The organism is Limosilactobacillus reuteri subsp. reuteri, assembly GCF_000016825.1.
GTDB lineage: Bacteria > Bacillota > Bacilli > Lactobacillales > Lactobacillaceae > Limosilactobacillus > Limosilactobacillus reuteri.
On sequence record NC_009513.1, the window covers coordinates 515,260 to 538,251 of the forward strand.

The following is a 22,992-nucleotide window of genomic DNA, read 5'->3' on the forward strand; positions in this document are numbered from 1 at the left end:
TTAATCGGAGTCCTGTGAGGCTTCAAAGGTGCGGATAAATTCTCAATACTCTTTCCATAGTTAGGATTGGGCAGAGGAAGAGACGACTTTGGAGCAGGGATTCCAAGGTCGTTTTTTCTTTAGGAGGATTTATATGGCGCACCGTGATAATGTTGTATTAGATGTAGACGAACGGCCGGCACCTTGGCAGTGGTTTGGCTTATCTTTACAACATATGTTTTCTATGTTTGGTTCCACTGTTTTAGTCCCAATCTTGGTTGGATTAAATCCAGGAATTGCCTTGTTTAGTTCGGGGGTAGGAACCCTGATGTACTTACTTATTACTAAGCATAAGATTCCTGCTTATATGGGATCTAGTTTCTCATTTGTTGTCCCAATGATGGCTTTAATGAAAACTACTGGTTATCCAGGAATTGTACAGGGTACAATTGCCGTTGGGTGCGTATATTTAATCATGTCAGTAATTGTAACGTTGGTTGGCTCGCAATGGATTGACCGCATTCTGCCACCAATTGTTGTCGGTCCGATTGTTGTTGTAATCGGATTGTCATTAGCAGGAACAGCCGCTAAAGATGCTACTATCAATTCGGCTACTGGCCATTATGATTTGCGCTTTTTTGCGGTCGCAATGCTTACGATGGCAATAACAGTTATCTTCAATATGTATTTTAAAGGATTCCTTGGTTTAATTCCGATTTTGATGGGGATTGTTGCTGGTTATATTATTGCGATCTTATTTGGTATTGTGAATTTTTCCCCAGTTGCGCATGCACACTGGTTTAGTTTGCCAGACTTCCAGATTCCGTTTGTTGATTATCATCCTCAATTATACTGGGGTGCGATTTTGAGTATGGCACCGATCGCTTTCGTTACCATGACAGAACATTTGGGGCATATTATGGTTCTGAATGAGTTGACTGAACGAAATTACTTCAAGGAACCAGGGTTGAACCATACGCTTGCAGGAGATGGGACGGCTTCAATTATTGCTGGTTTCGTTGGTGGACCACCCGTAACTAGTTATGGTGAAAATATTGGGGTAATGGCAATTACGCGTGTCCATTCAGTTTACGTTATTGCTGGAGCAGCTGTATTTGCCATCTTCTTTAGCTTTATTGGTAAATTAAGCGCTCTGATTGAATCTATTCCTTCACCAGTTATCGGCGGGATTTCATTCCTATTATTTGGTGTGATTGCCTCTAGTGGATTGCGCGTAATGATTGAGAACAAAATTGATTTTAATGAAAAAAGAAATTTAATGATTTCATCCGTTATTTTAGTAATTGGGATTGGGAATGCCTATCTTCAATTGGGAAAATATCAATTCTCTGGATTAGCAGTTGCAGCTGTCCTCGGAATAATAATGAATTTAATTCTTCCACAAAAAGCCAAAAGTGAAATGTAGTTTGGATTTTTAAGCAGAGTGAGAAAAAGGCATCTGACCTCTTACTTTGCTTTTTTCGTATGATAATAAAACAAAAAAATTGAGCGGTCGTGGAAAAAACAGATTGTGAGAAAAAAGTTTATCAAACCTATAAAAGCGTTTTCTTTGCACTCTTATCAATCGATTAGTAGGTATATATAAACCTAATGTTTTTTTGAATTTTAACGAAATTAATGATATATTAACATTCGTAACTTGGGGTAGTTCGTTTTATTTGCAACGTTCATCCAATTTACAAGCCAAATTATTGTTATAAGGAAAGAGGTGGAATATGAATGGGCGGTGATGCTTTAACTTTTAAGCTTTTCGGACTCACGTTCAATACTACGAACATTGTTTCTGGACTGATTATCTACGCAATCGTGTTCTTCACTCTTTACGGGATGTCACGAAAGATCCAAATGAAGCCTACTGGTGCACAAAATGTATTTGAGTGGCTAGTTGACTTTACTAATGGAATTGTGCGAAGTCAGATGCCAGCATCCGAACAAGGGCACTATAGTTTCTTTGCCTTTGTTTTGTTTGTTTTCATTTTCTTTGCAAACCAATTCGGTTTAATTTTCCAATTCCATTGGAACGGAGCTGAAGTGCTTAGAAGTCCAACGGCAGATCCAGTTGTTACGTTAACACTTTCTTTAATGGTAATGGTATTAGCATTCGCTGCTGGAGTAGCACATAATGGCCTTGGTGGATACTTGAAAGGATACACTAAACCATTTACTTTAATGCTTCCTGTTAACATTATCGAAGACTTTGCTAACTTCTTAACTCTTGGTCTCCGTATTTTTGGTAACATTTTTGCCGGTGAACTTTTAATGAGTTTGATTGCTAATATGGCATTCTCACATGGAATCCTAACTATTATTCCAGGACTATTTTTGGAACTAGCATGGCAAGGGTTCTCCGTATTTATCGGTTCGATTCAGGCATATGTCTTTGTAACATTAACGACGGTTTATATTTCTCGGAAGATTTCCGAATAATAATCCCTAAGGAGGAATTTTAAAATGGCATTAGGAGCAATTGCTGCAGGACTCGCGGCTATGGGTGCCGCTATCGGTGGTGGTATCGGTGACGGTATCTTAATCGGACACACAGTTGACAGTATCGCACGTCAACCAGAATTACAAAGTAGATTACAAGCAACGATGTTTATTGGTGTTGGTTTGATTGAAGCCATGCCTATTATTGCCATCGTTATTGGCTTCCTTGTTATGAACAAGTAATTATTTTAAGTTTTTTATTTTTTTAAGATAAGGAGGTGTCAATAGATGTTTGTAAACAGTGTGTTAGCTGAATCAAACAGTTTATACATTGGTGACTTGGTATTCTACATCGTTACTTTTATCATCTTAATGCTATTAGTTAAGCATTTTGCTTGGAAACCAGTAACAGATATGATGAAGAAACGTGCAGATAAGATTGCTAATGACATTGATAATGCTGCTCGTTCACGTGAAAGTGCTGAAAAGATGGCTGCAAAGCGACAAGCGGAGTTACAAAGCTCACGGCAAGAAGCTGCTGAGATTGTAAGTAATGCTAAAAAGTCTGGGGAAACTCAGCGAGCACAGATTGTTGAAACGGCGCAAAAAGATGCCCAAGCTCTCAAGCAACAGGCACAAAAAGATGCTGAGCAAGCACGTCGCGATGCATTAAATAGTGCTAAGGATGACGTTGCAAACTTATCTATTGAGATTGCTTCCAAACTCATCCAAAAAGAATTAAAGGCAGACGATCAAAAAGAATTGATCGATTCCTATATCGAAGGGTTGGTAGAACATGAGTCTTGATAAGAAGACAGTTGCTGATCGCTATGCGAAAGCACTGTTTGAATTGGTCGATGCTGATAACGAACTCGATCAAACTTATCAAGAATTGATTGCTTTACGCCAAGTCTTTGAGGACAACGAGGGATTGGACGCCGCACTTGCGGGAGTTCAATTGTCACTTGATGAAAAGAAATCATTGATTAAAGATTTACAGCAAGGTGCTTCGAAGTATGTTGCTAACTTAATTCAAATGGTTTTCGATTACGGCCGTATTGACTGCATGGTCGCAATTATTGATGAGTTTGAACGGCGGTATGACCGTAAAATGAAGCGGATGCATGCTGACGTTACCACAGCGATCCAACTCGATAAACAACAAGAGGATCAACTGAAGGCTAATCTTGCAAAACGTTTTGGTGCTAATGAAGTTACCTTAACGAAACATGTTGATCCAGAAATTTTAGGTGGGGTTATTGTCCATGTTGATAATAAGACATTAGATGGTAGTCTCAGCTCAAAGATTAAGCAAATTCGTCGTTTACTAGTTAGATAAATATATCTTTTTTCAAAGAGGTGAGACCTTTATGAGCATTAAAACTGAGGAAATCAGTTCACTCATCAAAAAACAACTCGCCAACTACCAAGACAAAGTATCTGTCGAAGAAACCGGTACTGTTACCTATGTTGGTGATGGGGTTGCTCGTGCCGATGGCTTAGATAATGCTATGGCTGGTGAGTTGCTCGAATTTAGTAACGGGGTCTACGGAATGGCTCAAAACCTCGAAAGTAATGATGTAGGTATTGTTATTTTAGGGGATTACACAGGCATTCGTGAAGGAGACACCGTTAAGCGGACGGGTCGAATCATGGAAGTACCCGTTGGCGATGCATTATTAGGACGGGTTGTTGACTCATTAGGTCGTCCAATTGACGGTCTTGGTGAGATTAAGACAGATAAAACTCGTCCAATTGAACGTAAAGCTCCAGGTGTTATGGAGCGTAAGAGTGTTAGTGTGCCACTTCAAACAGGTATTAAGGTTATTGATGCCTTAGTTCCAATTGGACGTGGTCAGCGTGAATTGATTATCGGTGACCGTAAGACAGGTAAAACTGCCATTGCGTTAGACACCATTATTAACCAAAAGAACCAAGACGTAATTTGTATTTACGTTGCTATTGGTCAAAAAGAATCAACTGTTCGGGCTAGTGTTGAAACTCTTCGTAAGTATGGAGCATTAGATTACACAATTGTTGTTTCAGCTAGTGCTTCAAATCCTGCTCCAATGTTATACATTGCGCCATATGCAGGGGCTGCGATGGGTGAAGAATTTATGTTCAACGGTAAAGATGTTCTTATTGTTTATGATGATTTATCAAAACAAGCGGATGCATACCGTGAACTTTCATTAATTCTTCGTCGTCCTCCTGGTCGTGAAGCTTACCCTGGTGATATTTTCTATACTCACTCACGGTTGCTAGAACGTGCTGCTCGTTTGTCTGATGACCTCGGTGGTGGTTCAATGACCGCCTTACCAATCATTCAGACGCAAGCTGGTGATGTTTCTGCATATATTCCTACTAACGTTATTTCTATTACTGATGGTCAGATCTTCTTAGATTCAGATGAATTCTATGCAGGTCAACGTCCAGCTATCGATGCTGGTACTTCAGTTTCTCGTGTTGGTGGTGACGCTCAGATCAAAGCAATGAAGAAGGTTGCTGGTACTTTGCGTTTGGATATTGCTTCATACAACGAATTAGCATCCTTTGCTCAATTCGGTTCCGACCTTGATGCAGCTACGCAAGCTAAGTTGGCTCGTGGTCAACGGACTATGGAAGTCTTAAAGCAGGGATTACATGATCCGCTACCAGTAGAAGAACAAGTTGTAACATTATTTGCTCTTTCACGTGGCTTTATCGATAAAGTCGAAATTGAAGATGTTCAACGTTACGAAAGTGAATTGGCTGCTTACATGCATGCTAACCACCAAGACCTCTACGACACCATCAAGAAGACTGGTAAGCTACCAGAAGGCGATGACTTGCAAAATGCTGTTGCTAAGTTCTCTGAAACATTTCAAGGGACAAAAAAGCAAGTCGCTGAAGAAAAATAGTTAATGATGATTAGTCGAAAGGACGGTGAGATTTAGTGCCAGCTTCACTCGCTGCAGTTAAACATAAGATTGATTCCACTAAGAGTACGCGTCAGATTACTTCGGCGATGCAAATGGTTTCAACCGCAAAACTGAATCAAATTCAACACCACACTCAGACCTACGAAGTATATGCTGAGAAGGTTAAGCAAATGTTGTCTGATCTGGTTAAATCTCACAGCGCAACATCTGCAGCTTCGCAAGATGATGTTTACGCTGCACTGTTTAAAAAGCGCGCAGTTAAAAAGACTGGGGTGCTTGTGATTACGTCTGACCGAGGTTTGGTTGGTAGTTACAATAGTAATATTATCAAGCAAACGTTAGATATGATGGCTAAGCACAATCTTGATAAAGACAACACAGTATTCTTGACGGTCGGTAAAACTGGAACAGAATTCTTTAAGAAGAGGGGAATGAATGTCGTTTACGAATATTCAGGCGTTAGCGATGTTCCTACCTATCGGGAAGTTCACAGTATTGTGAAGACTGCTGTTCAAATGTACAGTGATCAAGTATTTGATGAAATGTACATGGTTTACAGCCATTACGTTAACCGAATTACATCAAATGTTATTGTTCATGATGTACTTCCAATTACTGAAAAGTCATTACTCGATGACGAAAATGAAGCGCAAGAAAATACAGAATTAAATAATTCTGATGTAAGTACTGCGCATGTTTCAGCCGAGTATGAATTTGAACCGTCAGATACAGAAATCATTTCTGCATTGGTTGCCCAATATGCAGAAAGTTTGATTTATGGAGCGATTCTTGATGCCAAGACATCAGAACACTCTTCAAGTGCGAATGCAATGCGTTCAGCTACAGATAATGCTGATGACATTATCTCTACTCTCGAATTGCAATATAACCGAGCACGGCAAGCAGCAATCACCACTGAAATTACAGAAATTACTGGTGGTATGACTGCTCAAGAATAATTTTTTCTAACGTAGGAGGAAACAACATGAGTTCTGGTAAAGTTTTACAAGTTATCGGACCAGTTGTTGATGTTGAATTTCCCTTAGACGAAAAACTTCCTGAAATTAATGACGCTTTGAAGATTAAGGAAAGCGATGGTAAGACTTTAACAACTGAAGTTGCCTTGGAATTAGGTGATGGTGTTGTTCGAACAATTGCCATGGATGGTACTGATGGTCTTCAACGTGGTATGGAAGTTGAAAACACTGGTGCATCAATTAGTGTACCAGTTGGTGATGATACTCTGGGACGAGTATTTAACGTCTTAGGGGAACCTGTTGACAACGGACCGAAATTTGGTCCTGATGCAAAGCGGATGCCTATTCACCGTGATGCACCAAAGTATGATGACTTAAATAATGCTACCGAAATTTTGGAAACTGGGATCAAGGTTATTGATTTACTAGCTCCATATGTTCGTGGTGGTAAGATTGGTCTATTCGGTGGTGCCGGTGTTGGTAAAACCGTTTTGATTCAGGAATTGATTCATAACATTGCTCAAGGTCATAATGGTATTTCTGTCTTCACAGGTGTTGGTGAACGTACCCGTGAAGGTAATGATATGTACTATGAAATGAAGGCCTCTGGAGTTCTTGAAAAGACGGCCATGGTTTATGGTCAGATGAACGAACCACCTGGTGCCCGTATGCGGGTTGCCTTAACTGGTTTAACAATTGCGGAATACTTCCGTGATGTAAAGGGACAAGATGTTTTGCTCTTTATCGATAACATCTTCCGGTTTACACAAGCTGGTTCAGAAGTTTCTGCCCTCTTGGGTCGGATTCCTTCTGCCGTTGGTTACCAGCCAACATTAGCTACTGAAATGGGTCAGTTACAGGAACGGATTACTTCAACTAAGAAGGGATCAATTACGTCTATCCAAGCCGTTTATGTTCCAGCTGATGACTATACCGACCCTGCACCAGCTACAACATTTGCCCACTTGGATGCAACTACTAACTTGGAACGTCGATTAACCCAAATTGGTATTTATCCAGCCGTTGACCCACTAGCTTCAACTTCTACTGCTCTTACCCCAGAAATTGTTGGTAAAGAACACTATGAAGTTGCTACACAGGTTCAACACGTTCTTCAACGATACCATGAACTTCAAGATATCATCTCTATTTTAGGTATGGATGAATTATCTGACGAAGAAAAGACAATCGTTGCTCGTGCACGGCGGATTCAAAACTTCCTTTCCCAAAGCTTTAGTGTTGCTTCCCAATTTACAGGTTTACCTGGTAAATATGTTCCATTAAAGGAAACAATTAAAGGCTTTAAGGAAATTCTTGCTGGTAAGTATGATGATCTTCCAGAAGAAGCTTTCCGGTTAGTTGGACCAATTGAAGACGTTGTTGAAAAGGCAAAGAAAATGAAGGCTGAGACTGACGAAGATAGCTCAGAAGACTAGGAGGGATAATTATGGCTGAAAATACTTTTAAGGTCACTATTATTACTCCAGATGGCACCGTCTATGATAATGATAAGGTTACCATGCTCGTTATGAACACTGCTGGTGGACAAATGGGAATCATGGCTAACCACGTACCATTAATTGCTGCACTTGAAATCAGTACAGTTCGAATTAAACATTCTGAAGGCACTGATGAAGTTGCAGCGGTTAACGGTGGGATTATTCAATTTGATGGTCAAAATGCTACAATCGCAGCTGATAGTGCTGAAATGCCTGAAGCAATTGACGTTGAGCGGGCACAGAGAGCTAAAAAGCGTTCTGAGTCTGCAATCGCAGAAGCAAAGAAGAAGCATAACCAAAGCGACTTATCACGTGCAGAAGTTCACCTCAAGCGTGCAATTAACCGTTTGAATGCTGCTTCTAAGCAACGCAATATCTAAGGTATAATATTACAAAGAGGCTGGAGAAAATAATCCAACCTCTTTACTATTTTAAAGTGTAAATTGCCAAACCACAGTAGATGCTTAGCCATCCTTGCGGGGGTGGGACTAAAACTTACAAGCGAGTTTAGTCTCACCCCTTTTTCGTTTAAAAGATCATTAAGCTTTTTTACGAATTAATAATTTAATCATGTGATATGATATGATTGAATTTAGTTTAAAAGAGGGTGATCGATTGCAAATTACAGGATTACGAGCGCTAATAGAAATAATAGTGCAATTGGCATTTGTCTGGTTAGCGTTTTTTGCTATTCAAGGAATACATTTTGAGCATTTTTTTAACCGACCACCGCGCACATTACCTTTACTCATTGTTTTAATGGCTACTGGACTGGGATATTTATGTGCGACATTTTTCTTAAATATCCTAAGTGCAATTGGGAATTTAACATATTTAATTCGATAGTATTTACTGGAGGAACTTATGGAAAAAATTGTTGTTAGGGGCGGTCAGAGGTTAACCGGTCGAGTTAAAGTTGAAGGAGCAAAAAATGCAGTCTTACCAATTCAAGCAGCATCTATTTTAGCTTCTAGCGGAAACATTAAATTATCAAATGTTCCAATTTTATCGGATGTAACGACAATGAATCAGTTATTACGGTTCTTAAATATAAAAGTAGATTTTGATAAGGATAAGCACGTTTTGACAATTGATGCGGCTGATCCTGTATCATCTGAAGCACCATTAGAATATGTTAGCCGGATGCGGGCATCGATGGTAGTCTTAGGACCCTTGCTAGCTCGGACAGGGCATGCGCAAATTGCGCTTCCTGGTGGATGTGCGATTGGATCCCGGCCAATTGACTTACATCTTAAAGGATTACGTCAATTAGGAGCAATTATTGAGCAACACGATGGATACTTAGAGGCACGGGCTGAACACTTAATTGGTGATCACATTTATTTAGATTTCCCTAGTGTCGGTGCAACGCAAAATCTGATGATGGCAGCAACACTTGCGCAAGGAATTACAACAATTGAAAATGCTGCTAGTGAGCCTGAAATTGTTGATTTAGCAAACCTGTTGAATAAAATGGGTGCACGTGTCCATGGCGCTGGAACAGACATTATCCGGATTCAAGGGGTTAATTTCCTTCATGGTTGTGAACATACAGTAATGCCGGACAGGATTGAAGCGGGGACATTCATGATTGCGACAGCCATTACTAATGGTGACGTCGTGGTTGAAGGGGCAATTGCTGAGCATAACACCTCATTGATTGCTAAGTTGGAGGAAATGGGTGTGACAGTCATCGTTCAAGAAGATGGGATTCGTGTTCTGGGGACTTCGGTTTTAATTCCTACGAATATTAAGACTCTCCCATATCCAGGTTTCCCTACTGATCTTCAACCACAAATGTCCATTCTCCAGCTTTTGGCAAATGGGACCAGTACCCTAGATGAGACGATTTTTGAGAAGCGTTTTATGCATTTAGAAGAATTACGACGAATGAACGCTGATTTTCAAATTAATGGTCCAGTTGCGGTTTTAAATGGTCCTACGCATTTTAGTGGCGCTGAAGTAGCTGCCTCTGATTTACGAGCGGGGGCTGCTTTAGTATTGGCCGGGTTAGTTGCTGATGGAATTACCCAGGTTCGTAACCTAAAATATATTGATCGGGGATATTACCATCTTCACCAAAAGTTACAACAATTAGGGGCTAAGATTGATCGAATTGATGTCGAGGATAAAATTAAATTGGCGGTAAAGCCTTCTAAGAATAAAACAAATCAAGATTAAAGATTCGTAAGCGACGTCTATCTGTATCTCTATTTTGTGGTATAATTACGAACGATATTAACGAGTTTAGCGTTAAGACTTAACTAGCTAAAAGGAGAAGAAATTAATGGCAAAGGATATTGGAATTGATTTGGGAACTGCCAATGTTTTGATTTATGTTCAAGGCAAGGGTATTGTTCTAAATGAACCGTCAGTTGTGGCGGTTGATACAAAAACCAATAAAGTATTGGCTGTTGGTTCAGAAGCATACCGAATGGTTGGACGTACTCCTAGTAACATTCGGGCTATTCGTCCATTAAAGGATGGAGTTATTTCTGATTTTGATGTTACTCAAGAAATGCTTTCCTACTTTATTGGTAAACTAAGCGTTAAAGGGTTCATGTCAAAGCCAAACATCATGATCTGTGCACCAACGAATATTACTGAGATTGAACGGAAGGCAATTATTCAAGCCGCTGAACAATCTGGTGGTGGCAAAGTTTACCTTGAATACGAGCCAAAAGTAGCAGCAATTGGTGCTGGATTAGATATTTTTAAACCTCGTGGAAACATGGTCATTGATATGGGTGGTGGTACCAGTGATATCGCTATTCTTTCATTAGGCGATATTGTCTCAAGCCAGTCAATTCGGATGGCCGGTGATAAGATGAATAGTGATATTGCTTCTTATATTAAGAATAAGCACGGCCTAGTAATTGGTGAACATACTGCTGAAAAGATCAAAATGGAACTCGGGACTGCATTACGGGTTGATGATCCTGAAACGATGGATGTTCGTGGTCGAGATGTAGCTACTGGAATGCCAAAGCAAATCACTGTTAATGAAAATGAAATTGAAGAAGCATTGCATGATACGCTTGAACAAATTGTTTCAGCAGCTGTAAATGTATTAGAAACAATTCCACCAGAGTTAGCTAGTGATATTATTGACCGGGGAATAATGTTAACCGGTGGTACTTCTTTATTAAAGGGTGTCGATCAATTATTCAGTGCTCGTCTAAAAGTACCAGTTGTTGTTTCGCAAGACCCATTAGACAATGTTGCTAAGGGTGCTGGTGAAATGTTAGAACGGATGCAAAAGACTGAACGAAAGAAGTAGTTGAAATGGTAAGGATTTTATGTGACCTTATACGCTGGTATCAACAAGGCATTTCTGCCCAACGACCATTTCGCGTATGTCGCTTTACCCCCTCATGCTCGCAGTATATGTTAGAAGCTTTACAACGTTTTGGCTTAAAGGGGATATTGCTCGGAAGTTGGCGGCTCCTTCGTTGTCAGCCGTTTTCTCGTGGTGGCTATGATCCGGTACCTAATCATTTTACTTTTCGTCGTCAGGGGTAATAATAGTTATTAAGGGTGAAAAAGTGTCAAAGAAAGATAAAAAAGTAGAAGTCAGCGTTAAAGATATTGAACGTCATAATCAACCGGTTCAACAAATTTTTATTGGAGACCGATTGATTGGTGAAGTTGTAACCGATAATGAACGTTTCAAAGCAATGCTGATAAGTAACCAGAGCGAATTTTATGTTCGTTCTCAAGAAGAGGGATTAGAAATAGTCCTTCAACAATATCATCTTCACCAGCATTAGTTTGGTGAACCATCCTCTTTGATTAATAATTTGTAAAGGAGTTTGGTAATGCAACGTTCGCAAAATGATGTAGAAAGTCGGATTGACTGGGGAATTATATTCTGTGTTCTTTTGCTAGCCTTGATTGGTCTTGCCTCAATATATGTAGCGGCAGTTCATGATCGACAGCAAACTAGTGTAGCACGACAGGTTATTACCCAGTTGGTTTGGTATGCGGTTGGAACAATCCTTATTATTGTCATTATGCAATTTGATGCTGAACAATTATGGAAATTAGCACCAATTGTATACTGGCTAAGTGTATTTTTAATGTTCGCAATCCTAGTCTTTTATAGTCGAGCCTATTATGCTAGTACAGGGGCTAAGAGTTGGTTTGCAATTGGGCCATTTACGTTTCAGCCTTCGGAAATAATGAAGCCTGCCTATATTTTAATGATGGGGCGTGTTATTACGACTCATAATAATCGATATAGTGTGCATACTGTTGATTCAGATTGGCGATTAATTGGGACGATGTTCTTATGGCTATTACCAATTTTGGTTTCGCTGAAGTTTCAAAATGACTTTGGGACTGGGTTAGTATTCTTCGCTATTTTCTGTGGAATGGTCTTAGTTTCTGGAGTTACTTGGCGAATTTTGGCGCCAGCAGCTACGATATTAGTTGTTGTTGGGGGCTCAGCCTTAGCGATGGTAACTAGTTCGGTTGGGCGACAAATACTTGAACATGTTGGATTTCAAGCATACCAGTTTGATCGGGTTGACACCTGGCTTCATCCAGAACAGGATACAACTAACCAAGGGTATCAGTTATGGCAGAGTATTAAGGCGGTTGGTTCTGGTGGTATTACTGGAACTGGTTTTAATAACTCAAAGGTTTATGTTCCGGTTCGTGAATCAGATATGATTTTTTCCGTTATCGGTGAGAATTTTGGGTTCATTGGTGGGGTTTTATTAATCCTTATCTATTTGTTACTGATCTACTTAATGATTCGAGTAACATTCGATACCAAGAACGAATTCTATGCTTATATCTCAACCGGAGTTATCATGATGATTTTATTCCACGTTTTTGAAAATATTGGAATGAACATCGGTCTATTACCATTAACAGGTATTCCGCTTCCATTTATTAGTGCTGGGGGATCCTCATTAATTGGTAACCTGATTGGGATTGGAATGGTGATGTCGATGCGTTACCACCATCATTCGTATATGTTTAGCAGTAATCGTGAATTTAGATAGTGGGGTCATAAAATGGCAAAAGATTATTTTTGGGTAAAAGAACAAGCAGATGGTACTAAACGTGTCGGCTTAAACGATGAAGGCCGTGATGAGTTAGGAGAAGTAAGTTTCATCGATGTACCGGCAGTAGGGACAACCTTGAAACAAGCTGATAAGTTTATTGCGGTTGAAGCAGAAAAAGCAGTTACCGATGTGGATAGCCCCATTGATGGTAAGATTACCAAATTAAATGAAGCTATTATTGATGATCCGGCTGGATTAAATTCAAGCGATATGGAAAAAAACTGGATTGTTGAAGTTAAATAAAAATTAGGGGACTAGGATTAAGGCCACTTGATTCTAGTCTCCTATTGTTAGTGTAAGATTTTCATAGGTTGGATGAATAATTCATCTGGTCGTGGAAATCTTTTTTGTAGACCAATTTACTTATTTACAAAAAAAGAAAAGACCAGTAGCCTTTAGTGTGTCGAATACTAAGCAAAGGCAGGTCTTTCCTCATGGATATTTTAACAGAAATCGAGCAGAATTTGGTGAAATCAGGCAGTTTATTTGAAGCTGAACAGATTATTTTAAAAGGGGTATTGGAGTTAGGACAAGTAATCATGCAAAACTTTTTGGAAAGCTTAGATCGAAGCTTAAAGTCCCAAGCTCCAGCGAACTATCAAGTAATCAATAAACAGCCACGGACGCTTAATTTTATCTTTGGCCCGGTGACTTTTCAACGACGGTATTATCAGGCTGGGACAAAGAAACGTGAATTTTACTTAGACCAACAATTAAAAATTAAACCACGTCGTCGTTTATCGCCACACTACTTAATGATGATGGCTAAGATTGCCCAAACAACTACAATGCGCAATACTGCCGACATTTTGAACCTTGTATTTGACAGCGGAATTACTGCCGATTCGGTAATGCACGCCGTGCATGAGTTAGGAAATCAGGTAGCTAAACAAACTCAAGCAAAAGAACACCAAGCTACTCCTCGCCATATGCCTAAAAATTTAACTATTGAGGGTGATGCCTTTATGATTAAAGGTAAAAAAGAAGCAGGTCAGCTGACTCTTGTGCACCATTATCGGGTTTATGAGCGAGTAGCTAATCAAATCATTAATCGGCATGACTTTCTCAGTGTTGGGCACCAAGGACGGCTTGAAGCACGACTAAGTGATTATTTAGACCGCCATTATAAGCTTGCCGGTCAAACGATCTTTTTGGCCAGTGACGCTGGCCCAGGTTACGAACCAGCTAAGCTATTAAGTCTAGTTCCTCAAGGTGCACATGGTGAATACTTTCTCGACCGCTATCATTGTTTACAGAAAATTGAACATACTTTAGGCCGGCACAACGAATTAGCCATGCGAGCAATTAAAGCCGTTCGTCATCATGATCAAGCAGAGCTAACAATAATTTTAGATACTTATGAATCACAAAACCTAACGGAAAAACAAGCAGACGACCTAATGCGTTTAAGAAAGTATCTACAGCGAAATTGGCGGTATATCCTCTCACCACAAATGCGTGGATTTAAGGATATTCATTTAATTGGTTCAGTCGAAAGTTCTCACCGGGCTTTTACTTACCGGATGAAGAAACAGGGCAAGTCATGGACTAAGCAGGGGGCTAAAGCCATGATTGGTTTAATTGAAGCCCGAATGAATGGTGAACTGCAAGCTAGTTTAAATACAATCCTAGAACAATTAACAGTTCTTCCTCGAGTGGCTCAAACCAGCCTATTACAGGAAATGCATATTCGAACTGGAGAGTTTCTAAGAAAGGCACCGACAAAGCCGTCAATTGGAGTAGTACAAGGAATAATTCCGATTAATACGGCCACAAGTAGACCAATAGGACAACTTTTTAAGGCACTAACCCACTAAAACTGTATATTTAAAGGCTACCTATGAAAACTTGACAGATACTCTCCTATTTTAGTATTGGCGGATCTTTCCAGTTCATGTTATACTTAAGGTTCTAGGAAAACGGCTAAGATAAAAATATTTAAGGTGGTATTTATTATGACCCAAAAATTACACATCGCTTTATTATTTGGTGGCAACTCCTCTGAACATGATGTGTCAAAGCGATCAGCACATAATATCTATGATGCTCTTGATAAGGAAAAGTATGATGTAAGTCTTTTTATGTTTACAAAGGATGGAATTCTATTAGGCAATGAGGATTCCCAAAAGATCTTTGATGGCGAACCTGAAGACCAAGTGGTAGCGGAAGCATATCAAAAGATGGATATGAGTAGTCCATTAGCACCAATTATGGCCTTAAACGAACAAAAGGAAATTGATTTCTTCTTCCCTGTTATCCATGGTAATTTAGGTGAAGATGGTACAATTCAAGGTCTCTTTAAGCTCCTTAATAAGCCATACGTTGGTTCAAATATTGCAGCTAGTGCGATGTCTTTTGACAAGGACCTTACTAAGAAGATTATTAGTCAAGCTGGTATTCGCAACACCCCTTATGTAGTAGTTACGCCAGAAAACCAGGCTGACTATTCATGGGGACGGATTGAAGAAAAATTAGGCAATCTCACTTTTGTAAAGCCAGCTAAGCAAGGTTCCTCCGTTGGAATTCATCGAGTTACTAACGCTGAAGAATACGAAAAAGCATTAGACGATGCCTTTAAGTATGACTACAAGATCTTAGTAGAACAAGGAATCGCTAATCCTCAAGAAATTGAGATTTCAATCTTAGGAAATGAACACCCAATTGCCTCTAAGTTAGGAGCTGTACGTGTACCTAAGGATGATCCATTCTATGATTATGAAAACAAATTTGTGGATGCCAGTGGAGTTGTTTTTGAACTTCCTGTTAAATTACCACAATACTTAGTTGATGAAATTACAGACATGGCTTTGAAGGCATACAAGGCATTAGGAATGAAGGGGATGGCTCGGATTGACTTTTTAGTTGACAGCAATAATGTCCCTTATCTTGGTGAACCAAATACTTTACCAGGATTTACTAACATTAGTTTGTATCCTCAAATGTGGGAAGTTTCTGGGATTTCATATTCCGACTTGATTGATCGGCTAATTCAATTAGGATTACAAGAATTTGAACGAAACAGTAAGATTAAGTACGATTTCCGTAAGCTTGGTACCGAACGTGTTGGTCAAAAGAAATATAACGAAGACTAAAGAATAATTATTTGATGGTTAGGATGTTGTGAGTACAATGTGCTAACTATTTTTATTATTAAACTCATAATAGAAAGTAAATGTTATCGTAATGGTATAAAATCTGTGGTTTAGTATTGCAGTAAGAACAATTTATAATATAATGAAGATACGCAGTTTTTGTAAGTATTAGACTGGCCTACAGTCACGCTACTTGCAGTACTTTATAACCATCGCGGGGGTGACTGTGAAGATGGTTATAAGCATTTATTTTTTATAAAATTTATTGCATTTTAAGCATAAAAATAGTATTGATTTATTTTTGGTCTATAATAAAAGACCTAAGTAAAACCAAAGTAATTTTTGTTGCTAATGGTGTATAATACGATTGGCAATGGTACAGTTCATAGAGTACATAATTTATATTCAACAATTATGATTAAGGAAGGTAAACAATGAGACTCCGAGGAGACGTATTAAAACAAATTCGTCGCAAGCGTGGATTGTCCCAAACGGCTTTAGCTGAAGGGATTTGTACTCAAGCGACAATCAGCCTAATGGAAAAACAAAATCGATTACCCAAAATGGATATTTTAACGGCAATATGTGAACGCTTAAATATTTCTTCTGATCGAATTGTCGAAAATGAAGTTAGTGGAATTAATGAAACATTCAACCAAATCGTTGATAATTTGATTTCACGCAATTTTGAAGATGCTTCAGCGCTTTTGAAGAAGGTTCATGTAAAAAATCTAGAAAGTGATTTTGATAAACAACGTTACTACTATCTAGTAGGAATGGTTCAAGTTGAAAATAATCAAATTGATGAAGCCATTTTTAATTTTGAACTTGTTTTAACTCAATTTGCTACTACTAGTGCTAATATTTATTTAGCCATGACAACTGCAGGAATGGCACTTGCTTACTTAAAACGTGGTGATAAAGAACGGGCAGCACGGTTAACTAACCGGTCTGTAAAACTGATTGACAATAAAAAATTGATTGGGAGCCTTCATCAATGGGCATCAATTGATTGTCAAATTGCAGCATTATATCTTCAACTTGAAGACCCTGATAACGCTATTGAAGTTGCTAATAAGGGAATTGAACTTTGTCGGGAACATGATTCATTATTCTTATTAGATGAATTATATCTTTGTATAGGTCGTAGCTACATCCTAAAGAACGACAAAGAAGAAGCTAAAAAAGCATTAAAGATTGCTGAAAGTCTTAGCATTGCTCGTAATGGATCAGTAGCAGAAGATACAATTCTATTAGAGTTAAAGAATTTAGAAATTTAATTGATATGCGTAACTGAAAAACGAAGCTGAGAGATGGTTGATATGTCTCAGCTTCGTTTTTTAGTATAAATTTAAATATTTATCCGTACAAATAATTAATAAAAACTTAATTGATTATTAAAGACTAATTCCAGTTTATGTGCATTAAACGAGAATTAGTCTTTTTTGGTAGTAAAAAAATAAAAATATTTTTCACATGCATAACTGCTTCTAAATACAAGATAGACATGAAATTGTTAAATGTATAAAATGCTTTTTCACAATTGGTTATGATTATTTTTAAATAATTCGCTTGATTTATCCGTACAAATATTTTATAGTAATAATTGTTCAATGAAAGCGCGTTCATGTTCATGAAAAACTACTACTTTTTAATTTTTAAGGAGGATGAATGTAATGGCTAAAGCCGAGAAGAAAATATCAAGTGCATTTATCTACTTCTTCGGATCATTTGGGGGCATCCTATTTGGTTACGATATCGGTGTTATGACTGGTGCCTTACCTTTCTTACAAGCTGATTGGCACCTTGAAAATGCAGCTTCTCTCGTTGGTTGGATTACTTCAGCAGTTATGTTTGGGGCAATCTTCGGGGGCGCATTAGCCGGACAGCTTTCTGATAAGTTTGGTCGGCGGAAAATGATTTTAATGTCTGCGATTGTATTCATGGTATTCTCCGTTTTATCTGGTGTTTCACCAGACATGGGCGAAGCAAGTGCCTATTATCTGATTATTGTTCGGATGCTTTTAGGTTTAGCGGTTGGGGCTGCCTCAGCCTTGGTACCAGCTTATATGTCCGAAATGGCACCAGCTAAAGCGCGTGGACGTTTATCTGGACTTAACCAAACAATGATTGTTTCCGGAATGTTATTGTCATATGTTGTTGACTTCCTATTGAAAGACCTTCCTGGTGAATGGGCATGGCGTCTTATGTTAGGATTGGCAGCTGTTCCTGCTTTAATCTTATTCCTTGGTGTTCTTCGTTTGCCAGAATCTCCACGGTTCTTATTGCGTAAAGGTGATGAAGCACAAGCACGGAAAGTTCTTTCTTACATTCGTAAAAATCCAGCTGAGATTGACCAAGAATTAGCAAGTATTAAAGAAACTGCTAAAGAAGAGCGACAAGCAAATCAAAAGACAAGTTGGTCAACCTTATTCAGTGGCAAGTATCGTTACCTAGTTATTGCTGGGGTTGGGGTTGCAGCCTTCCAACAATTCCAAGGTGCAAACGCGATCTTCTACTACATTCCATTAATTGTTCAAAAAGCAACTGGCCAAGCTGCATCTTCAAACTTAATGTGGCCAATTGTTCAAGGGGTTATTTTAGTTGTTGGTTCCCTGGTTTACATGTGGATTGCTGATAAATTTAACCGGCGGACATTGTTGATGGTTGGTGGTGCTGTCATGGGACTTTCTTTCATTCTTCCAGCCGTTATTAATTGGATGATGCCAAATATGAATCCGATGACAATTGTTGTGTTCTTATGTATCTATGTTGCTTTCTACTCCTTCACATGGGCTCCGTTAACATGGGTGCTTGTTGGTGAAATCTTCCCACTAGCTATCCGGGGTCGTGCCTCTGGTTTAGCTTCATCATTTAACTGGATTGGATCATGGTTAGTTGGTCTTATCTTCCCAATTATGACGGCAAGTATGCCACAAGAAGCTGTTTTTGCGATCTTCGGAATTATCTGTATCTTAGGAGTTCTCTTTGTTAAGACTTGTGTTCCAGAAACTCGTGGGCACACTCTTGAAGAAATTGAAGAGCAAGGAACAAACCATGGTCGAGTAAAGGCCAGCAATCCTGAAAACTAGGAGGAATACTCTATGAATTTACGTGAAACAGCGACACAAGTAAAAAATGGTCAGGCTTCACTAGGAATTGAGTTAGGCTCTACCCGAATTAAAGCAGTCTTGATTAATCCAGATTTTGAAACTATTTCTTCTGGGAGTTATACCTGGGAAAATCAATTGAAAGACGGAATCTGGACATACCCGCTGGATCAAGTTTGGGAAGGAATTCAAGCTGCTTATGCCAAGATTAAGGCAGATGTCCAAAGTAAGTACCATGTGAGCTTGGATGAAATTAGTTCAATCGGTGTCAGTGCCATGATGCATGGGTACCTACCATTTGATAAAAACAACCAATTACTTGTTCCATTTAGAACCTGGCGGAATAACATCACTGAAGAATCCGCAGATAAATTAACTGATTTATTTGATTTTAATATTCCACAGCGATGGAGTATTGCTCACCTCTACCAAGCAATTTTAAACAAGGAACCGCATGTTAAAGATGTTGATTTTATTACAACTTTAGCTGGCTATGTTCACTGGAAACTTTCGGGTGAAAAAGTTTTAGGAATTGGGGATGCTTCAGGAGTATTTCCAATCGATGATCAAACATTAACTTATCGTCAAGACTTTATTGAAAAATTCAACTCATTACCAGAAGTTGAACAATACCCATGGCAACTTAAGAATATTTTGCCCGCAGTCCTGGTAGCTGGACGCGATGCAGGTCACTTAACTGCTGATGGAGCAAAATTACTTGATCCAAGTGGAACTTTACAAGCCGGTAGTTTGATGGCACCTCCAGAAGGGGATGCAGGAACTGGAATGGTTGGAACTAACAGTGTTCGAAAACGGACAGGAAATATTTCAGTTGGAACTTCAGCCTTCTCAATGAATGTGTTGGATGCTCCATTAAAGAAACTCCACCGTGATATTGATATTGTTACTACGCCAACCGGTGATCCAGTAGCCATGGTTCATATCAATAATTGTTCCTCAGATATCAACGCTTGGGTTGGATTATTTAGGGATTTTGCTAATGCAATTGGAGCCAAGATCGATACTAATACGCTTTACGAGACCCTATTTGATTCAACGGTTCATTCCGACCCAGATGCTGGTGGATTGATTAATTATAGTTATCTTTCTGGTGAAAATATTACCAAGATTCAAGAAGGCCGTCCCTTATTTGTCCGTACTCCAAATAGTAAGATGAACCTCGCCAACTTCTTCCTTACTCAACTCTATGCAGCATTTGCGCCATTGAAGATTGGGATGGATATCTTACTAAATGAAGAACACGTTCAAACCGATGTCATGGTTGCGCAAGGAGGACTCTTCGGGACACCAGTTATTGGGCAACAAGTTTTGGCGAATGCCTTAAATATCCCAATTACAATCATGAATACTGCCAGTGAAGGTGGACCATGGGGAATGGCAGTCCTTGCTAAGTATGCTGAGACTTACGGAAAAGAATCCCTAGCAGATTACCTTGACGAAAAAGTCTTTAAGAATCCAGAAAGTATGACTCTTACACCAGAATCTGCTGGCGTAAAAGGATATGAAAGCTTTATTACTCGTTACCAAGCAGGCTTACCTGTTGAAGCATTAGCTGGTGATGACATTAAAGAACGTGAAGAGAAAGGGAGTAAATAGTACATGTTAGAAGATTTAAAGAAAGAAGTTTATGAAGCAAATATGCGGCTTCCTAAACTAGGCCTTGTTTCCTTTACATGGGGCAATGTTTCAGGGATTGACCGTGAAAAAGGATTGTTTGTTATTAAACCTTCTGGAGTTCCATATGAAGAGATGAAGCCGGAAGACATGGTTGTTGTCAACTTGGATGGTGAGGTAGTCGAGGGTGACTTGAATCCATCCAGTGATACTCCTACTCACACTTACCTTTATAATCACTTCCCAAAGATTGGTGGAGTCGTTCATACTCATTCCCCATGGGCAGTAGCATTTGCAGCTGCACGGATGGATGTTCCAGCGATGAATACCACTCACGCTGATACTTTCTATACTGATGTCCCAGCCGCTGATGCTTTGACGAAGGAAGAAATTGAAGAAGACTATGAAGGTAATACAGGAAAGGTAATCGTTCGTTCATTCAAGGAACGTGGCTTGGACTATGAAGCAACCCCAGCGGCATTAGTAATGCAACATGGTCCATTTACCTGGGGGCCGACACCTGACAAAGCAGTTTATAATGCCAAGGTGTTAGAAGTTGTGGCAGAAGAAGATTATCATGCAATGCAATTAACGCACCAAGACCTTCACTTACCACAATACTTATTGGACAAACACTATTACCGCAAGCATGGTGCGAATGCATATTATGGACAAAATAATGCGCATTCAAAAGATCATGCAGCTCACGCTTAATTAATTTGGTAGCTACATTTAAAAACTTTTTAGGATAAAAGGAGTGTAATCTCATGGATATTAAGAATTACGAATTTTGGTTTGTTACTGGTAGTCAATTCCTTTACGGTGAAGAACAATTAAAGTCAGTTGCTGCTGACGCTGAAGACATTGTTAATAAGTTAAACGAAAGTGGTAAATTGCCTTACAAGGTTGTCTTCAAGGGTGTTATGACAACTGCTGAAGGAATCACTAAGTTTATGAAGGAAGCTAACTACAATGACAACGTTGCCGGTGTTATGACATGGATGCATACCTTCTCACCAGCAAAGAACTGGATTCGGGGAACTAAGCTTTTGCAAAAGCCACTACTTCACTTAGCAACTCAATACTTGAACAAGATCCCATATGACACCATTGACTTTGATTACATGAACTTAAACCAATCAGCTCATGGTGACCGTGAATATGCTTACATTAATGCTCGTTTACAAAAGCATAACAAGATTGTTTACGGCTTCTGGGGTGATGAAGAAGTTCAAGAAGAAATCGCTGACTGGCAAAATGTTGCGGTTGCTTATAACGAAAGCTTTAACATTAAGATTGTTCGTTTTGGTGATACAATGCGGAACGTTGCCGTTACTGAAGGTGACAAAGTTGAAGCTCAAATGTTCCTTGGCTGGACTGTTGACTACTGGCCAGTAAGTGACTTGGTTGAATATGTAAATGGTATCAGTGAAGAAGAAATTGATGCTGCTTACAAGGACTTAGCAAGTCGTTACGAAATGGTCCAAGGTGACAATACTAAGGAACACTATGAACACTCAGTTCGTTACCAACTTTGTGAATACCTTGGCTTGAAGAAGTTTATGGATGAAAAAGGCTACACTGGCTTTACCACTAACTTTGAAGACTTGCATGGTCTTGAAGAATTACCTGGGTTAGCTGCTCAATTATTGATGCGTGATGGCTACGGCTTTGGTGCTGAAGGTGATTGGAAGTCAGCCGGAATGGATCGCTTATTGAAGATTGCTGCTGATAATGTTGCTACTGCCTTTATGGAAGACTACACATTAGATCTTCGTCCAGGTCACCAAGCAATTCTTGGTTCACACATGCTTGAAGTTGACCCGACAATTGCTTCGGATAAGCCACGGGTTGAAGTTCACCCATTAGACATTGGTGGTAAAGATGACCCAGCACGGTTAGTATTTACTGGTCGTGAAGGTAAGGCTGTCGATGTTACCCTTTCATACTTCAACGATGGTTACAAGGTTATTGGTTACTCAGTTGATTGTCATAAGCCAGAAGCTGAAACGCCTCATCTTCCAGTTGCTAAGCAATTATGGACACCAACTGTTGGCTTAAAGGAAGGTGCTGAACGCTGGATGCATGCTGGTGGTGGTCACCACACAATCTTGAGTTTCAGTTTGAAACCACAACAAATTAAAGATCTTTTCGGAATGTTAGATGTTAAAGTTGATTTTATTGAATAGTTAATTTTAATTGAAAATCTGTAAAATGGTTCTACTCGGCAAACCTCGAGACGAGTAGAACCATTTT

General features: G+C 39.3%; 23 protein-coding genes. All 23 read left to right on the forward strand.

All coding sequences use genetic code 11. The features are described from left to right. Window positions 1-133 precede the first annotated feature (133 nt). A complete protein-coding gene (locus tag LREU_RS02415) occupies window positions 134-1,405 on the forward strand; it encodes a solute carrier family 23 protein (RefSeq protein ID WP_003667558.1) in 1,272 nt (423 codons plus the stop codon). Window positions 1,406-1,719: 314 nt separating this feature from the next. Continuing rightward, on the forward strand, window positions 1,720-2,427 hold the full coding sequence (gene atpB, locus LREU_RS02420) for a F0F1 ATP synthase subunit A (RefSeq protein ID WP_003666558.1): 708 nt from the start codon (window positions 1,720-1,722) through the stop codon (window positions 2,425-2,427). Window positions 2,428-2,451: 24 nt separating this feature from the next. Further along, entirely contained in the window at window positions 2,452-2,670 is a 219-nt protein-coding gene (gene atpE, locus LREU_RS02425; protein ID WP_003666561.1) for a F0F1 ATP synthase subunit C, read from the forward strand. 45 nt (window positions 2,671-2,715) lie between these two features. Continuing rightward, window positions 2,716-3,234 (forward strand): F0F1 ATP synthase subunit B, encoded by a 519-nt coding sequence (atpF, locus tag LREU_RS02430; protein WP_003666564.1) that lies wholly within the window; start codon window positions 2,716-2,718, stop codon window positions 3,232-3,234. Beyond that, window positions 3,224-3,766 carry an ATP synthase F1 subunit delta gene (gene atpH, locus LREU_RS02435; RefSeq protein ID WP_003667559.1) on the forward strand — a complete coding sequence of 181 codons (543 nt, stop codon included), beginning with the start codon at window positions 3,224-3,226 and terminating at the stop codon, window positions 3,764-3,766. Before atpF ends, atpH begins: the two co-directional genes overlap by 11 nt. Before the next feature lie 31 nt (window positions 3,767-3,797). Next, window positions 3,798-5,327, forward strand: coding sequence for a F0F1 ATP synthase subunit alpha (atpA, locus tag LREU_RS02440; protein WP_003666568.1), 1,530 nt, complete (start codon window positions 3,798-3,800; stop codon window positions 5,325-5,327). 35 nt (window positions 5,328-5,362) lie between these two features. After that, entirely contained in the window at window positions 5,363-6,307 is a 945-nt protein-coding gene (locus LREU_RS02445; protein WP_003666570.1) for a F0F1 ATP synthase subunit gamma, read from the forward strand. 26 nt (window positions 6,308-6,333) lie between these two features. Continuing rightward, a complete protein-coding gene (gene atpD, locus LREU_RS02450; protein WP_003666573.1) occupies window positions 6,334-7,761 on the forward strand; it encodes a F0F1 ATP synthase subunit beta in 1,428 nt (475 codons plus the stop codon). An 11-nt stretch (window positions 7,762-7,772) separates the two neighbouring features. Further along, window positions 7,773-8,204 carry a F0F1 ATP synthase subunit epsilon gene (locus tag LREU_RS02455; protein WP_003666575.1) on the forward strand — a complete coding sequence of 144 codons (432 nt, stop codon included), beginning with the start codon at window positions 7,773-7,775 and terminating at the stop codon, window positions 8,202-8,204. A 202-nt stretch (window positions 8,205-8,406) separates the two neighbouring features. Further along, window positions 8,407-8,670, forward strand: coding sequence for a DUF1146 family protein (locus LREU_RS02460; RefSeq protein ID WP_003667560.1), 264 nt, complete (start codon window positions 8,407-8,409; stop codon window positions 8,668-8,670). An 18-nt stretch (window positions 8,671-8,688) separates the two neighbouring features. After that, complete coding sequence (gene murA / locus LREU_RS02465; RefSeq protein ID WP_003667561.1) at window positions 8,689-10,005, forward strand: UDP-N-acetylglucosamine 1-carboxyvinyltransferase; 1,317 nt, start codon at window positions 8,689-8,691, stop codon at window positions 10,003-10,005. A 106-nt stretch (window positions 10,006-10,111) separates the two neighbouring features. Further along, the gene (gene mreB, locus LREU_RS02470; protein ID WP_003666578.1) at window positions 10,112-11,104 is read left to right on the forward strand and encodes a rod shape-determining protein; all 993 of its coding nucleotides are present in this window, start codon (window positions 10,112-10,114) and stop codon (window positions 11,102-11,104) included. A 5-nt stretch (window positions 11,105-11,109) separates the two neighbouring features. Next, on the forward strand, window positions 11,110-11,346 hold the full coding sequence (gene yidD, locus LREU_RS10175; protein WP_011953410.1) for a membrane protein insertion efficiency factor YidD: 237 nt from the start codon (window positions 11,110-11,112) through the stop codon (window positions 11,344-11,346). Between the two features lie 23 nt (window positions 11,347-11,369). Then, the gene (locus LREU_RS02475; RefSeq protein ID WP_003667563.1) at window positions 11,370-11,594 is read left to right on the forward strand and encodes a DUF2969 domain-containing protein; all 225 of its coding nucleotides are present in this window, start codon (window positions 11,370-11,372) and stop codon (window positions 11,592-11,594) included. Window positions 11,595-11,642: 48 nt separating this feature from the next. Further along, on the forward strand, window positions 11,643-12,836 hold the full coding sequence (locus LREU_RS02480) for an FtsW/RodA/SpoVE family cell cycle protein (protein ID WP_003667564.1): 1,194 nt from the start codon (window positions 11,643-11,645) through the stop codon (window positions 12,834-12,836). A gap of 12 nt (window positions 12,837-12,848) precedes the next feature. Then, window positions 12,849-13,142: a glycine cleavage system H family protein gene (locus LREU_RS02485; protein ID WP_003667566.1), complete on the forward strand. Its 294-nt coding sequence runs from the start codon at window positions 12,849-12,851 to the stop codon at window positions 13,140-13,142. Window positions 13,143-13,333: 191 nt separating this feature from the next. Then, window positions 13,334-14,716 carry an ISLre2-like element ISLre2 family transposase gene (locus LREU_RS02490; protein WP_003667567.1) on the forward strand — a complete coding sequence of 461 codons (1,383 nt, stop codon included), beginning with the start codon at window positions 13,334-13,336 and terminating at the stop codon, window positions 14,714-14,716. A gap of 138 nt (window positions 14,717-14,854) precedes the next feature. Beyond that, a complete protein-coding gene (locus LREU_RS02495) occupies window positions 14,855-15,991 on the forward strand; it encodes a D-alanine--D-alanine ligase family protein (protein ID WP_003667568.1) in 1,137 nt (378 codons plus the stop codon). 434 nt (window positions 15,992-16,425) lie between these two features. Continuing rightward, window positions 16,426-17,271: a helix-turn-helix domain-containing protein gene (locus tag LREU_RS02500; protein WP_011953411.1), complete on the forward strand. Its 846-nt coding sequence runs from the start codon at window positions 16,426-16,428 to the stop codon at window positions 17,269-17,271. 387 nt (window positions 17,272-17,658) lie between these two features. Then, a complete protein-coding gene (locus tag LREU_RS02505; protein ID WP_003667571.1) occupies window positions 17,659-19,083 on the forward strand; it encodes a sugar porter family MFS transporter in 1,425 nt (474 codons plus the stop codon). 12 nt (window positions 19,084-19,095) lie between these two features. Then, complete coding sequence (locus tag LREU_RS02510; RefSeq protein WP_003667572.1) at window positions 19,096-20,718, forward strand: xylulokinase; 1,623 nt, start codon at window positions 19,096-19,098, stop codon at window positions 20,716-20,718. 3 nt (window positions 20,719-20,721) lie between these two features. Next, window positions 20,722-21,450, forward strand: a complete 729-nt coding sequence (locus LREU_RS02515; RefSeq protein ID WP_003666594.1) for an L-ribulose-5-phosphate 4-epimerase — start codon at window positions 20,722-20,724, stop codon at window positions 21,448-21,450. Window positions 21,451-21,503: 53 nt separating this feature from the next. After that, the gene (gene araA, locus LREU_RS02520; protein WP_003667573.1) at window positions 21,504-22,925 is read left to right on the forward strand and encodes an L-arabinose isomerase; all 1,422 of its coding nucleotides are present in this window, start codon (window positions 21,504-21,506) and stop codon (window positions 22,923-22,925) included. The last annotated feature ends 67 nt before the right edge of the window (window positions 22,926-22,992 follow it).

What these genes read in the sequence shown, in the direction of transcription:
- atpE (WP_003666561.1), top strand. Translation starts at nt 2,452, where the DNA reads ATGGCATTAGGAGCAATTGCTGCAGGACTCGCGGCTATGGGTGCCGCT.
- atpB (WP_003666558.1), top strand. Translation starts at nt 1,720, where the DNA reads ATGGGCGGTGATGCTTTAACTTTTAAGCTTTTCGGACTCACGTTCAAT.
- araA (WP_003667573.1), top strand. Translation starts at nt 21,504, where the DNA reads ATGGATATTAAGAATTACGAATTTTGGTTTGTTACTGGTAGTCAATTC.
- murA (WP_003667561.1), top strand. Translation starts at nt 8,689, where the DNA reads ATGGAAAAAATTGTTGTTAGGGGCGGTCAGAGGTTAACCGGTCGAGTT.
- mreB (WP_003666578.1), top strand. Translation starts at nt 10,112, where the DNA reads ATGGCAAAGGATATTGGAATTGATTTGGGAACTGCCAATGTTTTGATT.
- LREU_RS02510 (WP_003667572.1), top strand. Translation starts at nt 19,096, where the DNA reads ATGAATTTACGTGAAACAGCGACACAAGTAAAAAATGGTCAGGCTTCA.
- atpF (WP_003666564.1), top strand. Translation starts at nt 2,716, where the DNA reads ATGTTTGTAAACAGTGTGTTAGCTGAATCAAACAGTTTATACATTGGT.
- LREU_RS02455 (WP_003666575.1), top strand. Translation starts at nt 7,773, where the DNA reads ATGGCTGAAAATACTTTTAAGGTCACTATTATTACTCCAGATGGCACC.
- LREU_RS02485 (WP_003667566.1), top strand. Translation starts at nt 12,849, where the DNA reads ATGGCAAAAGATTATTTTTGGGTAAAAGAACAAGCAGATGGTACTAAA.
- LREU_RS02495 (WP_003667568.1), top strand. Translation starts at nt 14,855, where the DNA reads ATGACCCAAAAATTACACATCGCTTTATTATTTGGTGGCAACTCCTCT.
- atpH (WP_003667559.1), top strand. Translation starts at nt 3,224, where the DNA reads ATGAGTCTTGATAAGAAGACAGTTGCTGATCGCTATGCGAAAGCACTG.
- atpD (WP_003666573.1), top strand. Translation starts at nt 6,334, where the DNA reads ATGAGTTCTGGTAAAGTTTTACAAGTTATCGGACCAGTTGTTGATGTT.
- LREU_RS02460 (WP_003667560.1), top strand. Translation starts at nt 8,407, where the DNA reads ATGATTGAATTTAGTTTAAAAGAGGGTGATCGATTGCAAATTACAGGA.
- atpA (WP_003666568.1), top strand. Translation starts at nt 3,798, where the DNA reads ATGAGCATTAAAACTGAGGAAATCAGTTCACTCATCAAAAAACAACTC.
- LREU_RS02500 (WP_011953411.1), top strand. Translation starts at nt 16,426, where the DNA reads ATGAGACTCCGAGGAGACGTATTAAAACAAATTCGTCGCAAGCGTGGA.
- LREU_RS02515 (WP_003666594.1), top strand. Translation starts at nt 20,722, where the DNA reads ATGTTAGAAGATTTAAAGAAAGAAGTTTATGAAGCAAATATGCGGCTT.
- yidD (WP_011953410.1), top strand. Translation starts at nt 11,110, where the DNA reads ATGGTAAGGATTTTATGTGACCTTATACGCTGGTATCAACAAGGCATT.
- LREU_RS02480 (WP_003667564.1), top strand. Translation starts at nt 11,643, where the DNA reads ATGCAACGTTCGCAAAATGATGTAGAAAGTCGGATTGACTGGGGAATT.
- LREU_RS02415 (WP_003667558.1), top strand. Translation starts at nt 134, where the DNA reads ATGGCGCACCGTGATAATGTTGTATTAGATGTAGACGAACGGCCGGCA.
- LREU_RS02505 (WP_003667571.1), top strand. Translation starts at nt 17,659, where the DNA reads ATGAATGTAATGGCTAAAGCCGAGAAGAAAATATCAAGTGCATTTATC.
- LREU_RS02490 (WP_003667567.1), top strand. Translation starts at nt 13,334, where the DNA reads ATGGATATTTTAACAGAAATCGAGCAGAATTTGGTGAAATCAGGCAGT.